Here is a 15,470-nt window from a genome sequence, read left to right on the forward strand (position 1 = left end):
AGACTTCTTTTTTATTTTCGGGATTATTTTCTTCTATTCTGCAGGGATTTGTATAGATGTTCCCTGAATTCCTGCTCCACCTCAAAAAATTGCGATGCCCGCGCATTGCCAATAACTTTGGCAAATTTAGCCCGGTATTCTTTTTTGATCTCCACTTCTTTAGCATCATACTGTAAGACGTCTCTGGAACCACCTCTAAAACTATTTTTTGGTGCACCATTCAATTTTTCTTTCCTGATATCCCAAAGTGTTTGGCTGTACTCATTATAGAGCGGGAAGAATTGCTGAGCCTCTCTCGGAGTTAAATCCAGTTCTTTAGTAATGTAAGCTATTTTTTCATTTTCTATAGCTTGAAATCGATTTTTGTCTTGCGCAAAGCCCAAGGCAATAGAAAATATACTAAAGAACAATGTTATCCATATGTATTTTTTATTGAACATCATTATAAGGTATAATTTAGATAATCTTCTATTTCTTGTTTAGATATATTACTTCCAAATCCCTTAGTAGGGAGATTTGCTTCGTCAGTATACTGGGCCATATAGATCATATCGTCACCAGAAGCTGACTCCGCAAGGTAATTAATGATTTCCTGCTTGGGAATTTCTGACAAATGCTGGCTTAACTGCTTTTCTGCAACAGATTCTACAGGAGTCGTATTTTGCTGTTGATATTGATAACCCCAATATCCGCCTACACTCAACATAGCCGCAAAGGATGCCGCAACCGCATAACGAGCGTACCATTTTTTAGGTTTCCCAATCTGACGGATCGGTGTATTATCCTTTTCAAGCATTTGAACACGATCAATGATGCTGTCCGAAAGAATCTCAAAATAATGTTGTGGTACAGCAAAACCCGCAGTCACAACCGTTTCTTTTAATTTTTCTTCAGCAATACGAGCAAAAATTGTCGATTCAACTATTTCTTCGTAGCCGACAGGAACTGTAAAACCGTCTGTTGGAACTGTTTCCTTCAATTTCTCTTCAGCTAAATGGGCGAAGATGGAGTCTTCAAGGGTTTGATTATAAGCAGAAGGCATGGTAAAGCCATCCGATGCAATCGTTTCTTTTAATTTGTCTTCTAAAATTCGGTTGAAGATAGTTGAAGATAGTTCGGAAGCATAATTTTCAGGAATTTCAAAGCCGTCTGTAGTAACCTGATTTTTTAAACTATCTTCCGCAACTTTACACATTATGGCGTCAGATAAGCTATTAAAATATCCTTCTGGAACCTCAAAGATGGATTCTTCCTTGCATTCAACCAATTTGACTTGCGTAATTATTTTTGATTCTAAATCACTGAAATAATTTTCAGGTAAGCCAAATGGATTTTCACGCAACGATGCTGGAAGATTTGTAGGCTCCAGCCCATCATGATATGTGCCATTTTCCTTCATAGTATCTGTTAGAACCTAATTTCGCTAAAAGGTTTAATCGTTGTTGTTAAAAAATGCCTCTATTTTTTTGACAGCTAAATGATAAGAGGCTTTAAGCGCTCCGACACTTGTTCCGAGTACTTCTGAAATTTCTTCGTATTTCATGTCTTCAAAATATTTCATATTGAAGACCAATTTTTGCTTTTCTGGCAAAGTCAACAAAGCCTGTTGTAATTTCATTTGAGCTTTATCACCATTAAAATAATTGCCATCAGCAAGCGTTTCTGCCAAATAAGCAGTCGTGTCGTCATCCAACGACACGTTCTGCTTTTGCTTTTTCTTATTTAAGAAGGTAATACATTCATTTGTTGCGATACGATAAAGCCAAGTGTATAATTGTGAGTCTTCACGGAAATTCCCAAGGTTTTTCCATACTTTCACAAAGATATCTTGAACAACATCGTCCGCATCGTCATGATCGATGACCATTCTTCGCACATGCCAATAAATCTTCTGTTGATATTTCTTCAACAATAAACGGAAAGCTTCTTCTCGCGTACTCTCTTCGGCGAATTTTGCTATAATTAAAGCGTCATCCATATATTGACTTGCGTAGTTTTGTTATTTTCTTTTGATTACTTTTTGAACCGCAGCCACAATAGCCGCAGCATTCAAACCGTATTTTTCCATCAATTGAGCAGGAGTACCTGATTCTCCAAAACTATCATTTACTGCAACGTACTCTTGTGGAGTAGGTAACTCTCTTGTTAACACTTGAGCAACGCTATCACCCAAACCGCCAAGACGATTATGCTCTTCCGCCGTTACAACACATTTGGTTTTCGCAACAGATTTTAAAATAGCTTCTTCATCCAAAGGTTTAATGGTATGGATATTGATAATTTCAGCGTTGATACCTAACTCAGCTAATTTTTCACCAGCTTGGATAGCTTCCCATACTAAATGACCTGTAGCAATGATCGTAACATCCGTTCCTTCATTTAATAATACCGCCTTACCAATCACAAATTCTTGATCAGCAGGAGTGAAGTTAGGAACTACGGGACGGCCAAAACGCAAATAAACTGGTCCCTCATATTTTGCTGCTGCAATTGTAGCGGCTTTTGTTTGATTGAAATCACAAGGATTGATCACTGTCATTCCTGGCAACATTTTCATCAAGCCGATATCTTCTAATATTTGGTGAGTTGCACCATCTTCACCTAAGGTTAGGCCAGCATGCGACGCTGCAATTTTTACATTTTTGTCCGAGTATGCAATCGATTGGCGAATCTGATCATAAACACGTCCTGTTGAGAAATTTGCGAATGTACCTGTGAATGGTATTTTACCACCGATCGTAAGTCCGGCAGCAATCCCCATCATATTAGCTTCCGCGATACCGATTTGGAAAAAACGTTCTGGAAATTCTTTGATAAAATCGTTCATTTTTAACGAACCGATTAAATCAGCACATAATGCAACTACATTCTCATCTTGCTTTCCTGCTTCTAGTAACCCCGCACCAAATCCTGAACGTGTATCTTTTGACTCTGTATAAGTATATTTTTTCATTCTAGTAATCTCCTAAAGTTTCTGTAAGCTGATTCAATGCCGACGCCAATTGTTCGTCATTTGGAGCAACACCATGCCATTTATGAGAACCCATCATAAAATCAACACCGTTACCCATTTCAGTATGCATCAGAATAATGACTGGTTTACCTTTTCCTGTGCGTGATTTAGCTTCTGCTAAACCTGCAACAACAGCATTCATGTCATTGCCTTTAGCAATTTCCATCACATCCCAGCCAAATGCTTCCCATTTTGCACGAAGATCCCCAAGAGATAATACTTGATCTGTAGATCCGTCAATTTGTGCTTTGTTATAGTCAACAGTAGCAATTAAATTGTCGATTTTATTGTGTGGTGCGTACATTGCAGCTTCCCAAACTTGACCTTCCTGCAATTCGCCATCACCCATTAATACATAAACTAGATTATTGTCTTTATTCAATTTTTTTGCCTGTGCGGCTCCAATTGCAACAGATAATCCTTGGCCCAATGATCCCGATGCAATACGAATACCTGGAAGACCTTCGTGGGTTGTTGGGTGACCTTGAAGTCTGGAATTGATTTTTCTGAACGTTGCTAATTCGCTCACTTCAAAATATCCCGCATGTGCCAATGTACTGTAAAATACAGGAGAGATGTGTCCATTGGACAGGAAGAATAAATCTTCTCCTTTTCCATCCATGTCAAAGGAAGGATTGCGTTTCATTGCATTGAAATAAAGCGCCACAAAGTAGTCTGTACAACCTAACGAACCACCTGGGTGTCCTGATTGACAAGCGTGTACCATACGTACGATATCACGTCTTACCTGTGATGCAATTTGTTCTAGTTTGTTAATATCTGCACTCATTTTTTTTGTTGGTTTCACAATTGGTCGTAAAGTTAACTATTTTTAATCTAGATGCTTGTTAAAAAATGAATTTATATTGACTTATTCCAGATTGTCGATGTGTTTCATCCGCGGATTTTTATTTTTTTGTACCTTGCTTCACTTTATAAAACCAACAATTTTCAGCATAATGCTTAATCAACTCAAAAGCTGCCTAATTATTTCAGCGCTCTCAACCCTTTATTTGCGTTCTTCTGCCCAGCACATCAACATTTACCATAAGGATTGGATTGACTTTAACAAAAATGGAAAAAAGGATATTTATGAAGACCGCAATCAGAAAATAGCCAGTCGTGTGGAGGACCTGTTGCGTCAAATGACTGTTCAAGAAAAGGCCAATCAGACTGTCACACTTTACGGTTATGGGCGGGTTTTGAAGGATGAACAGCCCACTGCCGCTTGGGACAAAGAGATTTGGAAATACGGCTTGGCCAATATGGACGAAATGTTGAATAGCTTAGCTTATAATAAGTCGGCAAAAAGTTCATTTTCGTATCCCTTCAGCCGCCACGCTCAAGCCTTAAATAATGTTCAACGATGGTTTGTGGAAAATACACGACTTGGTATTCCGGTTGATTTTACCAATGAAGGAATTCATGGACTCAACCATGATCGGGCTACCTCCTTGCCGGCACCAATCAATATTGGAAGTACATGGAATACTGCGCTGGTACGTAAAGCTGGTGATATAATTGGTAGGGAAGCCAAGTATCTTGGCTATACAAATGTTTATACCCCTATTCTTGACGTTTCTAGAGATCCGCGCTGGGGAAGAGTGGTTGAAACCTATGGGGAAGATCCGTTTCATATTGTCGAAATGGGGAAACAAGTTGTTTTAGGGATTCAAGAAAATGGTGTCGCCTCCACGTTGAAACATTATGCGGTCTATTCTGTGCCCAAAGGTGGAAGAGATGGCAATGCACGAACGGATCCGCATGTTGGCTTTCGTGAGATGCATTCGCTTCACCTCTATCCATTTAAGAGGGTCATAAAGGAAGCCAAACCTTTAGGAATTATGAGTAGTTATAATGATTATGATGGCGTGCCTGTATCTGCCAGTAGTTATTTTTTGCAGGACTTACTCCGCAAAGATTATGGGTTTGAAGGGTATGTGGTGTCCGACAGTGAGGCTCTAGAGTTTATTTACAATAAACACCATGTTGCTGCAAACTATAAGGAGGCTATTAAACAGGCATTGGAGGCGGGTTTGAATGTGCGGACAAATTTTGATCCACCGAGTACATATCTAACGCCACTAATGGAACTAATAGAGGAAGGAGGGCTGGATACCAAAATATTGGATCAGCGGGTTCGCGAAGTCCTGACCGTGAAATTTAAACTGGGTTTATTTGATCATCCATTGAGAGAAGATATAGCGATAGCCGATAAAAAGGTGCATACCCCCGCAGATGAAGAAGTATCACTTCAAATGAATAAGGAATCTATTGTGCTGTTGAAAAATGAACAGCATCTTCTTCCAATAGACGTGAATAAATACAAACGAATTTTGGTTACGGGACCAATGGCAGAAGCAACAAATTATACGACAAGTCGCTATGGACCTTCCAATAACCCAATCACAACCATCAAAGATGGGATTATAAACTATGGAAAAACAAAGGCACTTCGGGTTGATTATACCAAAGGTGTAGATGTCGTGGATAAAAACTGGCCTGAGAGTGAGATTATTCCAACAGACTTGTCCGGCGAGGAGCTGGAAAAGATGGCCGAAGGTGTTCGTCTCGGTAACGAATCTGATCTGATCATAGCAGTAATGGGCGAATCAGAGCGAGAAGTCGGTGAAAGTCGGTCGCGATCAGATTTAAATTTGCCAGGCAAGCAACGCGACTATTTAATAAAATTGAAAGAAACAGGTAAACCTATTGTGCTGGTACTTGTCAATGGTCGCCCACTTACTGTCAATTGGGAAAATAAGTATCTACCTGCAATTGTGGAGAGTTGGTTTCTTAGTAATCAGTCGGGAAATGTTCTTGCCGAAATGCTGTTTGGAGGGTATAGCCCTAGTGGAAAATTGCCCATTTCATTTCCAAAGTCTGTAGGACAGGTTGAAATGAATTTTCCGACCAAGCCCGCTGCACAGGCGGGGCAACCCGGGGTCGGACCCAATGGGTGGGGAAACAGTCGGGTTGTTGGCTTTTTATACCCTTTTGGATATGGATTAAGCTACACAGATTTTAGTTTTTCAAATTTACAACTCACGAAGAAACAGATCAGACCATCAGATTCCCTCACAGTTACGGTTGATGTTGAAAACATAGGAAAGAGGAAGGGGGCCGAAGTTGTTCAGCTGTATATCAAAGATGTGCTGTCTTCAGTAACAACTTATGAAATGGATTTACGTGGGTTTGAAAAAATTGAACTTAATCCAGGGGAAAAAAGGACCATACGGTTTACGATACTACCGGCCCACCTGGAACTTTTGGATCAGCACAATAACTGGACAGTTGAACCCGGCAAATTTGAACTATTTATCGGTAATTCTTCTGTCAATCTTCCGCTTAAGGATTCATTTGAAGTGGTCAATTAGGTTTAAAATTGCCAGACCACATAGATGACGGATGGCAGTCCTTTCTTAGGACTAGGGGATAAAAAAAGGATTCAGCAAAACCTATTTGCTGAATCCTTTTTTATTGTATCAAATAGCTGTGATTACATGGCCTCTGCCACTACTTCAGTCACTTCTGGAACCATGCGTTTCAACAATCCCTCAATTCCTGCTTTTAATGTGATCGTCGAAGATGGACAACCACTGCAAGAACCTTTTAGTTCAACTGTCACAATACCTTCGTTGAAGGATTTATAATGGATTGCTCCACCATCTTGTTCAACAGCAGGTCTCACATAATCATGTAATACTTTTTGTATCTTCACTTCAGTTTCAGTCCCTTCAAAATTAACCTCTGTATCGTGGTGTACCGTTTTTACAGCAAGTTCAGACTCTACAGCACCTTTTACAAAGTCTTTTAGCAAAGCTTCAATGTCTTCCCATTCCGCATCTTCAGTTTTGGTAATGGTCACGAAGTTACTTGCAAAAAATACCCCATTGACAAAGTTAAATTTGAATAATTCAAGTGCAAACGGTGAATCTTGTGCTGCTTCTTTATTTGGATAATCTACACTACCGTTGATCAACAATTTGTTGACCAAGAACTTCATTGTAGAAGGATTGGGTGTAGACTCTGTATATACGTTAATCGTAGCCATGTATTATCTATTTTTATTCCAAGCAAATATAGGTCAAAAGAAGCTTTCTTAAGGTCATCTATAAGTAAAAGCTTATAAAGTAATACCTGTGTAGTTCGAAGGACTGATTGCTTTTAGTTCCGCCTTAACTTCCGCTGATACATTTAGATTATCGACAAATGTCGCTATCGTTTCTTTCGTAACATGTGTGTTGGTACGTGTTAGGTCTTTTAAAGCTTCATACGGCTTAGGATAGCCTTCCCTTCTTAATATAGTTTGTAGTGCTTCTGCAACAACAGCCCAATTATTTTCCAGGTCATTGGCCAACGCCTGTTCGTTTAAGATCAATTTGCGTAACCCTCTCAAAGTTGATTTAATAGCAATTAGGGTATGTGCAAATGGAACACCAATATTACGTAATACCGTAGAATCTGTTAAATCCCGTTGAAGACGGGAAACAGGTAACTTCGCTGAAAGGTGCTCGAAAATTGCATTTGCAATACCTAAATTTCCTTCTGCATTTTCAAAGTCAATCGGGTTGACTTTATGTGGCATAGCCGAAGAACCGATTTGACCGGCAGTAATTTTTTGTTTAAAATATTCCATCGAAATATATGTCCAAATGTCACGGCATAAATCGATGACAATATTGTTGATCCGTTTTAAGGCGTCACAACTTGCCGCAAAGTTATCGTAGTGCTCAATTTGCGTGGTCGTTTGTGAACGGTCTAAGCCCAAGATATTGTTGACGAAATTATTTCCAAAATCGATCCAATTTGTCGCTGGATATGCAACGTGATGTGCATTAAAATTACCAGTCGCACCACCAAATTTAGCTGAATACGGTACTTGATGTAATAGTTGCAATTGACGTTCAATACGTTCAATGAAAACATAGAACTCTTTGCCCAAACGAGTTGGAGATGCTGGCTGTCCATGGGTACGTGCCAACATCGGGATTTCTGACCACGAAGTTGCCAAAGATTTCAATTCATGAAGCAATTCTTCGATTGCAGGTGTATAACTCTCTTTAATTGCTTCTTTCCAGGAAAGTGGAATGGCTGTATTATTGATATCTTGTGAAGTCAAACCAAAATGAATGAATTCAAGGTAGTCCTGTAATTCTAATTTTTCAAATTGATCTTTTAGAAAATACTCAACAGCTTTAACATCATGGTTCGTAACTTTCTCTGTGTTTTTGATCCAAATGGCATCTTCTTCAGAAAAATTCCTATAGATATCCCGTAATTTTTCATTTAGTGTTTTGTCAAACTGTTGCAATTGAGCGATACCAGAATCGCTTAATGCAATAAAATATTCGACTTCTACGCGTACACGATATTTGATTAAAGCAAATTCGGAAAAAAATGCTGAAAGTTCATTAGTATTATTGTAATAGCGTCCGTCAATAGGCGTAACTGCTGTTAAAGATGATAAAGCCATAGATTGAATGATTTTTGGCAAAGGTAAAAAAATGCTTGGAGCTTAGCAATTTAATTGGTGTAGATATAAAAAAAGCCTCCTTGTTGAAGGAAGCTTTCTATACGGTGTAAATTCTTTTCAGAGAATTAGTGAGCAGCTTTAGTTGAATCAACTTTAGCAGCAGCTGAATCTACAGCAGATTTTGCTGAATCTACAGCAGTTTTTGCTGAATCCAATTGAGTGTTAGCTGAATCTAAAGCAACGTTAGCTGAATCAGTAGCAGCGTCAGTTTTTTTAGCAGTTTCACCACATGATGCGAAAGCCAATGTTAAAGCTAAACCTAAGAAACCGAATTTGAATGCGTTTTTCATTTTATTAAAATTAAAATATTTTTAAATCTTGTTATTTAGGAGTTAATACCATTAAACAAAAAAGGTAACCCCGGTATTTCTTTTTTTGAAAAAAAAAGAAAGGCCTTTCGTAAAAAAGGCCTTCCAAAAGCTCTATTCAGTCCTAAATTATTTTTTAGTAGCAGCTGAATCAACTTTAGCAGCAGCTGAATCAACTTTAGCAGCAGCTGAATCAACTTTAGTAGCAGCTGAATCTAATGTGTTAGCAGCTGAATCAACTAAAGCAGAAGCTGAATCTGCAGCACCTTCAGCTTTTTTCTCTGAATTGTTACAAGATGCGAAAGCTACAGTTAAAGCTAAACCTAAGAAACCGAATTTTAATGCGTTTTTCATTTTCTAATTTTCTAATTTAAATTGAAATAATTTTCTTTTTCATCTCTTAATACACGTAACCAAAAAAGGTAACCCAAAAAATAATATTTTTTTGAAAATATTATTAACAGGTTGTTTTTAAGTGTTTTATAGTTGTTTATTTTATTCGAAACTTCCCTGATTCCAATATTTTATTGATAAGATATCGTGCGATATAAGGTAAGTTGCTGTCCATTCGTTTATTTACCGGAGAATTCCATATTGTCAATTTGTATCATGCCGTTTCCAAACAATTTTCGATTATTTTTCTTATTTTAAGAAGTAAACACTTAAAAAGAAATTGCAATTATGTTTGATAAAGTAAAGAATATAATGGATTTGGCAAAATCAATAGACTTTGGCAAATTGGAGGAAATATCGAAGAAAGTGGATTTGGGAGCAGTAATGGATGCCGTATCAAAAATGGATGATAAGCAGCTGCATGGTTTAATGAAAATGCTGAGTGCAGGAAAAGAAAAAAAGGAATTACCGCCTATTAATGGTGATTTCTATGCTATGGATAGTAAATTAAACGATTCAGACCGCGCATTGCAATTGAAGGTGAGGGAATTTATGGAGACCGAAGTCAAGCCAATTGTCAATAAATATTGGTTAAGAGATGAATTTCCGTTTGAAATTATACCGAAACTAGCCGCTTTAAATATTTGTGGCTATACCTATGATGGGTATGGCTGTATGGGGGGGAGTTCTTTAATGGAAGGAATCATAGCGGCCGAGATAGCTCGTGTCGACGCATCTGTTGCAACCTTCTTTGGTGTACAGAGTGGTTTGGCCATGGGATCAATTTATATTTGTGGATCCGAAGAACAAAAACAGGAGTGGTTGCCCAACATGCAGAAAATGCAAGTGATTGGTGCTTTTGGTCTAACCGAACCCGAAGTAGGGTCGGGAGCAGCGGGCGGATTGACCACAACCTGTAAGAAGACCGCCGAAGGCTGGGTGTTAAATGGTCAGAAAAAATGGATCGGGAACTCCACCTTTTCGGATATCACCATTATTTGGGCTAGGGATCTTGATGATGGAGAGGTTAAAGGTTTTATCGTACGAAAAGATAACCCAGGTTTTTCCGTAGAAAAAATTAAAGATAAAATGGCTTTGCGTATTGTACAGAATGGTCTTATTACCTTATCGAATTGTATTGTTCCAGAAAGTGATCGCCTGCAACATGCAAGTTCCTTTAAAGATACGGGAAAGGTTCTTCAAATGACGCGAGCAGGTGTCGCTTGGATGGCTGTAGGATGTGCGCGAGGTGCCTATGAAAATGCCTTGGATTATACACGTAAAAGAAAGCAATTTGGTAAACCAATCGCTTCTTTTCAGCTTATTCAAAATCACCTGGTTGAAATGTTGTCCAATTTAACGGCCATGCAAACGCTTGTCTTCAGATTATCTGAATTACAGGATAAGGGTGAGCTAAGAGATGAACATGCCTCGTTGGCCAAAGTCTTCTGTTCTTTACGTACGAGAGATATTGTTTCCAAGGCTCGAGAGGTTATGGGCGGAAACGGTATTCTGTTGGAATATAATGTCGCACGGTTTTTGGCCGATGCTGAAGCAATTTATTCCTATGAGGGAACAAAGGAAATCAATTCACTCATTGTTGGCAGAAGTATAACTGGATTCAGTGCCTTTGTTTAGGGGGGATCTGGCTGGTCTTTCCAATCCTGTCGCCAAATATCGCTTAATACATAAAAAGGGCCTTGTTTCGTAACAACGCCCTTTTTACTTCATTTGGAGCAAAAAGCTAATTTTTTTATTTCCGTTTGAATCGCATAATAGCAATATCTCCCATGATAAATGTCAACGTATTCTCGCTTATGCTAAAGGTATTTACCTTTTCTAAGGTCGAAAAGAAGGTTGCTTCACCATTACCTTCGCAGGCCATTTTTGTCGACATAATGGGGCCAAAATTAATGGTGTTTCCATTCGTTTTAAATGTCATATTGTAGTTATTGCAGCTGCTATTTCCGTTTACTTTACCACTGGATGCATCAAATATCATGGTTGGTTTACGATTGGGATATAGGCCGTCGAAAGCTATCCGTGGGCCGGATATATAATCAAGCTCCCAAGTTCCGCTAAGTTGTTGCTTATTCTCCTGAATCAACTTAAATTTTGCCAGGGGAGCCATTTTCGCTTTGTTCAGACTAAGAATACCATCCTTAACGGTATAATTATCTGCAGCAATCAGGTTTTTGGATAGGGCTTGTTCAATAGACATATCCGGACAGGCCATCATCGTAGACATACCCTGAGCAAATTTAACCTTTCCATTCTTTGATAAAGTCAATTCCCCACCGATGCCATTACATCCTCCACTTGCACTATAACTTTTTTCGTCCAGCTGGAGGTAAGGCATTTTGCCATTGATCTGATCCGCTACAGGCTGTCCATTGATTTCGATCAATTGCCATTTTTTTCCAATTACTGACGATTGGCTACTGTCTGCCTTCTGCTCATTCGCGTTCTTCTTGATTACGGAGCAACTTCCAAGACCAACGCTTAAGATGGCCAATATGGCGATGTTTTTAAAGTTCATATTTTAAATTTTAACCTATTAACACCTTTTTTAACGTTTGGTTTGACAAAGTGCTACAAAAGTTCACAAACAAAAAAGGCTTCCAATTTGGAAGCCTTCTTTATCAGTAGAATAAATCTTACGATTTGTTTTTATTTTGTTGTGCTTGCTGTTGTGCACGCATCATTTCTTCCATTTTTGTTTGGAAGCTCGATTTTTTATCCGCTTTAGGATTCTTTTTATTTTCCTCCAATTTAGCCAAGATTTTTTCATCATTCACCATGGTGCGAATAACCAACTGAGTCAAGAACGTAAATAACGCACTTAAGAAATAGTAGTAGTTCAAACCTGCCGGGAAGCTATTCAAAACAAAGAAGAAAATCAAAGGCATGATATAGCCCATATATTTCATTTGCCCTGTAGCGCCAGATGTAGCGTTGTTATACCAAGTCGTTAACAATGTTGTTAATGTCATCAAGATACACATCAAAGAGATGTGGTTGAATGATCCAAAAATAGGGGCAAATGTAAATAGCGTATCATAGGTTGACATGTCCTTCATAAAGAGGAAGCTCTGTCCTCTCAATTCAAATAAATTTGGAAAGAAGTAGAAGAACGCAATGGTAAATGGCATCTGTAAGACAAGCGGAAGACATCCACCAAGTGGATTCACGCCAACCTGTTTGTACAGTTTCATTTGCTCCTGTTGCATCAACATTTGATTGTCTTCACCTACTTTTGCTTTGATTTCATCCAGCTGCGGTTTTAATACGCGCATTTTCGCCATAGAGACATAAGACTTGTAGGTCATTGGCGAAAGAATCAATTTCAACATCAATGTCAATAAAAGGATAACGATACCATAGCTCATATGGAAACCATCCAGGAAGTTAAATACAGGTACTGTAATCCATTGGTTGATCCAACGCATAGGTCCCCAACCCATATTGATAATCGATTGATAGTCATTTCCCTCGGCTTTCAATACATTGTATTGATTTGGTCCAAAGAAGAAGTTTAGGGAATAATTATTGTCCTTATGATTATCAAATGCTAATTCCGCGTTTGTGTTATAGAATTTGACAATGTCGGTTTCTGACGCATGTTTTACATCCACTTTTGCATTGACAAAACCATCTTTAGTGCTTAGGATACTAGAGAAGTAATGCTGCTTGAATGCAATCCATTGTACTTTTTTCTCCAATGCTTCATCTGCATCTTTTGATTCGGAAAGGTGATCTACTTTATTATCTTCTTTATAATACAGGGTAGATTTCTGTCTTTCAGATTCTATGTTTTGCTCTTTCTGTCTCAGCGTAGTGTTCCAGTTCAGGGTCAACGTTTTTTGACTCTGCGGAATTAAATTCTGTATTCCTTTTGTGTTAATGTCCAGTCCAACATTATAGCCTTTTCCAGCAATCGAGTACACATATTCAATATATTGATCGGCACTGTAATTTAGTCGGAATTTCACAGACTGTTTACCTTCAGCAGAAACTTGGATATCCGAAGACTCTGTACTGAAGTATAAATCATTTGTTGACACATTTTGACCAGCTGCGTTAAATTGAAAACCAAACTTGTTGTCGTCGCCATCAAAAAGCATCAACGGTTTTCCATTGAAATTCTTTTCACCTTTTAGTTCTACGGATTGAACCTTGGCGCCTTTTGTACTGATTTTGGCAATGATTTTCTCGTTTTCAATCGTAATGACTTTCTCCGTTCCAAATTTTGTCGCGCCAAAAGGCTTTTTCAGTTCTGCCGAATCAGCAATCACTGCTGTTTGTGCTGCTTTGGCTTTAGCGGTAGAGTCACTTTCGGCAGGCAGTCCTTTTTCGGTACGCGCTTTAGCTTCTTGCCTCGCTTTTTCTTGTTTGATTTCTGATTCTGAAGGCTTCATCAGGTAAAAAGAACCAGTGATGATAGCAAACATCAGGACCAAACCAATTAGGGTATTTCTATCCATTTTTAATAATTAAACTTAATTAATCGTATCCTTCTATTACTACTTTGATTTTTTGTTGGCCAAAGCAGCGGCTACAAAGCTAACAAAAAGTGGGTGAGGATTTGCAACAGTTGACTTTAATTCTGGATGAAATTGTCCGGCAACGAAAAATGGATGGTTTTTCAATTCGACAATTTCAACTAATCCAGTCTCCGGATTGAATCCTGAAGCAATCATTCCAGCTGCTTCATATTGTTTTAAATAGTCATTGTTAAATTCATAACGGTGACGGTGTCTTTCAGAAATTTTTGTTTTACCATAGATGGCAAAGGCCTTAGTTCCTTTTTTAATTTCACAGTCGTAAGCCCCTAAACGCATTGTACCGCCCATATTGGTGATATTTTTTTGTTCTTCCATCAAATTGATGACCGGATTGCTCGTAGTGGCATCCATCTCGAAACTATTAGCGTCTTTCAGACCCAATACGTTTCTTCCGAACTCGATGACCGAACATTGCATACCTAAGCAAATGCCAAAGAACGGAATATTGTTCTCACGTACATATTGAATAGCATTTAACTTACCGTCCAAACCGCGTTCGCCGAATCCTGGAGCAACCAAAACACCGTCCATGCCTTTTAACTTTTCAGCGACATTTTCCTTGGTAACACTTTCAGCTGCAATATAACTTACTTTTACTTTACATTCATTTGTCGCACCTGCATGGATAAATCCTTCGATAATGGATTTGTAAGCATCTGGTAGTTCAACATATTTTCCGACTAAGGCAATATTAACTTCACTAGTTGGGTTTTTGAGCTTGCCAAGGAAGTTCTTCCAATTTTCTAGATCAGGCTCATTTTTGTTGGAAAGTTTTAGTTTGGTTAATGCTGTTTTATCAAGATTCTCCTTCAGCATCAATAAAGGCACATCATAAATTGTTGATGCATCGATAGACTCTACGACGGCGTTGATGTTGACATTACAGAATTGCGCTAATTTTTTACGGATTTCCTGTGATAATTTATGTTCAGTACGGCATACTAGAATATCAGGTTGTACACCGTATTCCAATAATGTTTTTACTGAATGTTGCGTAGGTTTAGTTTTAAGCTCACCAGCAGCAGCCAGATAAGGGACTAAAGTCAAATGGATAACCAGCGAATTATTGGCTCCTAATTCCCAGCGAAGTTGTCTTACAGCTTCCACAAATGGTAAGGATTCAATATCACCCACGGTTCCACCCAATTCAGTGATGATAATATCATATTCACCAGACTCACCCAAGAGTTGCATTCTGCGTTTTATCTCATCTGTGATATGAGGAATGACTTGAACGGTTTTTCCTAAATAGGCACCTTCACGTTCTTGTTGGATAACGTGTTGATAGATGCGTCCTGTCGTGACGTTATTTGCTTGTGAGGTAGGGACGTTCAGGAAGCGCTCGTAATGACCTAAGTCAAGGTCTGTTTCAGCACCATCTTCCGTAACATAACATTCTCCATGCTCATATGGATTTAATGTTCCTGGGTCGATGTTAATGTAAGGGTCGAATTTTTGAATGGTAACTTTATAGCCACGCGCTTGGAGAAGTTTAGCAAGGGAGGCAGCAATAATACCTTTCCCCAACGACGAAGTAACGCCGCCCGTAACAAAAATATATTTAGTCATAACAATTAAAGGATTTTCAATTTTATGTGGTCAAAATGACCAATAATAGTTGCTTTATGTACGGGATACAAAGATAGCAATTTTTA

The 15,470-nt window shown here is 38.6% G+C and carries 14 protein-coding genes; 2 read left to right on the top strand and 12 right to left on the bottom strand.

The features are described 5' to 3' along the window. Window positions 1-23: 23 nt before the first annotated feature. Genes AAW12_RS01365 through AAW12_RS01385 form a run of 5 tightly spaced genes read right to left on the bottom strand, consistent with a single transcriptional unit; the run spans window position 24 to window position 3,803 of the window. Window positions 24-443 (bottom strand): hypothetical protein, encoded by a 420-nt coding sequence (locus tag AAW12_RS01365; RefSeq protein WP_231585177.1) that lies wholly within the window; start codon window positions 441-443, stop codon window positions 24-26. Beyond that, on the bottom strand, window positions 443-1,399 hold the full coding sequence (locus tag AAW12_RS01370) for a hypothetical protein (protein ID WP_046671840.1): 957 nt from the start codon (window positions 1,397-1,399) through the stop codon (window positions 443-445). Before AAW12_RS01370 ends, AAW12_RS01365 begins: the two co-directional genes overlap by 1 nt. 33 nt (window positions 1,400-1,432) lie before the next feature. Beyond that, on the bottom strand, window positions 1,433-1,978 hold the full coding sequence (locus tag AAW12_RS01375; RefSeq protein WP_046671841.1) for an RNA polymerase sigma factor: 546 nt from the start codon (window positions 1,976-1,978) through the stop codon (window positions 1,433-1,435). 21 nt (window positions 1,979-1,999) lie between these two features. Further along, window positions 2,000-2,953 carry a transketolase family protein gene (locus AAW12_RS01380; protein ID WP_046671842.1) on the bottom strand — a complete coding sequence of 318 codons (954 nt, stop codon included), beginning with the start codon at window positions 2,951-2,953 and terminating at the stop codon, window positions 2,000-2,002. Between the two features lies 1 nt (window position 2,954). Then, window positions 2,955-3,803, bottom strand: a complete 849-nt coding sequence (locus tag AAW12_RS01385; protein WP_046671843.1) for a transketolase — start codon at window positions 3,801-3,803, stop codon at window positions 2,955-2,957. 169 nt (window positions 3,804-3,972) lie between these two features. Here AAW12_RS01385 and AAW12_RS01390 point away from each other — a divergent pair, with 169 nt between their 5' ends. Next, a complete protein-coding gene (locus tag AAW12_RS01390; RefSeq protein WP_084823037.1) occupies window positions 3,973-6,390 on the top strand; it encodes a glycoside hydrolase family 3 N-terminal domain-containing protein in 2,418 nt (805 codons plus the stop codon). Between the two features lie 122 nt (window positions 6,391-6,512). Here AAW12_RS01390 and AAW12_RS01395 read toward each other — a convergent pair whose 3' ends face one another. The 4 genes from AAW12_RS01395 to AAW12_RS01410 all read right to left on the bottom strand — a co-directional run bounded on the left by AAW12_RS01395 (window position 6,513) and on the right by AAW12_RS01410 (window position 9,211). Next, window positions 6,513-7,067 carry a NifU family protein gene (locus AAW12_RS01395; RefSeq protein WP_046671845.1) on the bottom strand — a complete coding sequence of 185 codons (555 nt, stop codon included), beginning with the start codon at window positions 7,065-7,067 and terminating at the stop codon, window positions 6,513-6,515. Between the two features lie 72 nt (window positions 7,068-7,139). Then, entirely contained in the window at window positions 7,140-8,489 is a 1,350-nt protein-coding gene (gene purB, locus AAW12_RS01400) for an adenylosuccinate lyase (RefSeq protein ID WP_046671846.1), read from the bottom strand. Between the two features lie 125 nt (window positions 8,490-8,614). After that, window positions 8,615-8,839 carry a hypothetical protein gene (locus AAW12_RS01405; RefSeq protein WP_046671847.1) on the bottom strand — a complete coding sequence of 75 codons (225 nt, stop codon included), beginning with the start codon at window positions 8,837-8,839 and terminating at the stop codon, window positions 8,615-8,617. 147 nt (window positions 8,840-8,986) lie between these two features. Then, complete coding sequence (locus tag AAW12_RS01410; protein WP_046671848.1) at window positions 8,987-9,211, bottom strand: hypothetical protein; 225 nt, start codon at window positions 9,209-9,211, stop codon at window positions 8,987-8,989. Between the two features lie 327 nt (window positions 9,212-9,538). Between AAW12_RS01410 and AAW12_RS01415 the strand changes: the two genes are divergently transcribed. Then, complete coding sequence (locus AAW12_RS01415) at window positions 9,539-10,888, top strand: acyl-CoA dehydrogenase family protein (RefSeq protein ID WP_197083955.1); 1,350 nt, start codon at window positions 9,539-9,541, stop codon at window positions 10,886-10,888. Window positions 10,889-11,003: 115 nt separating this feature from the next. On the opposite strand, the gene AAW12_RS01420 is transcribed toward AAW12_RS01415, so the two are convergent. The 3 genes from AAW12_RS01420 to AAW12_RS01430 form a co-directional block, all read right to left on the bottom strand. Then, window positions 11,004-11,789, bottom strand: coding sequence for an META domain-containing protein (locus tag AAW12_RS01420; protein ID WP_046671850.1), 786 nt, complete (start codon window positions 11,787-11,789; stop codon window positions 11,004-11,006). A 118-nt stretch (window positions 11,790-11,907) separates the two neighbouring features. After that, entirely contained in the window at window positions 11,908-13,734 is a 1,827-nt protein-coding gene (yidC, locus tag AAW12_RS01425) for a membrane protein insertase YidC (protein WP_046671851.1), read from the bottom strand. A gap of 39 nt (window positions 13,735-13,773) precedes the next feature. Next, window positions 13,774-15,384, bottom strand: coding sequence for a CTP synthase (locus AAW12_RS01430; protein ID WP_046671852.1), 1,611 nt, complete (start codon window positions 15,382-15,384; stop codon window positions 13,774-13,776). Window positions 15,385-15,470 lie beyond the last annotated feature (86 nt).

It is taken from the genome of Sphingobacterium sp. Ag1 (assembly GCF_000988325.1).
Taxonomy (GTDB): domain Bacteria; phylum Bacteroidota; class Bacteroidia; order Sphingobacteriales; family Sphingobacteriaceae; genus Sphingobacterium.

Excerpts from the sequence above, each read along its gene's own strand:
- AAW12_RS01365 (WP_231585177.1), bottom strand. The coding sequence starts at position 443 with ATGATGTTCAATAAAAAATACATATGGATAACATTGTTCTTTAGTATA.
- AAW12_RS01370 (WP_046671840.1), bottom strand. The coding sequence starts at position 1,399 with ATGAAGGAAAATGGCACATATCATGATGGGCTGGAGCCTACAAATCTT.
- AAW12_RS01375 (WP_046671841.1), bottom strand. The coding sequence starts at position 1,978 with ATGGATGACGCTTTAATTATAGCAAAATTCGCCGAAGAGAGTACGCGA.
- AAW12_RS01380 (WP_046671842.1), bottom strand. The coding sequence starts at position 2,953 with ATGAAAAAATATACTTATACAGAGTCAAAAGATACACGTTCAGGATTT.
- AAW12_RS01385 (WP_046671843.1), bottom strand. The coding sequence starts at position 3,803 with ATGAGTGCAGATATTAACAAACTAGAACAAATTGCATCACAGGTAAGA.
- AAW12_RS01390 (WP_084823037.1), top strand. The coding sequence starts at position 3,973 with ATGCTTAATCAACTCAAAAGCTGCCTAATTATTTCAGCGCTCTCAACC.
- AAW12_RS01395 (WP_046671845.1), bottom strand. The coding sequence starts at position 7,067 with ATGGCTACGATTAACGTATATACAGAGTCTACACCCAATCCTTCTACA.
- purB (WP_046671846.1), bottom strand. The coding sequence starts at position 8,489 with ATGGCTTTATCATCTTTAACAGCAGTTACGCCTATTGACGGACGCTAT.
- AAW12_RS01405 (WP_046671847.1), bottom strand. The coding sequence starts at position 8,839 with ATGAAAAACGCATTCAAATTCGGTTTCTTAGGTTTAGCTTTAACATTG.
- AAW12_RS01410 (WP_046671848.1), bottom strand. The coding sequence starts at position 9,211 with ATGAAAAACGCATTAAAATTCGGTTTCTTAGGTTTAGCTTTAACTGTA.
- AAW12_RS01415 (WP_197083955.1), top strand. The coding sequence starts at position 9,539 with ATGTTTGATAAAGTAAAGAATATAATGGATTTGGCAAAATCAATAGAC.
- AAW12_RS01420 (WP_046671850.1), bottom strand. The coding sequence starts at position 11,789 with ATGAACTTTAAAAACATCGCCATATTGGCCATCTTAAGCGTTGGTCTT.
- yidC (WP_046671851.1), bottom strand. The coding sequence starts at position 13,734 with ATGGATAGAAATACCCTAATTGGTTTGGTCCTGATGTTTGCTATCATC.
- AAW12_RS01430 (WP_046671852.1), bottom strand. The coding sequence starts at position 15,384 with ATGACTAAATATATTTTTGTTACGGGCGGCGTTACTTCGTCGTTGGGG.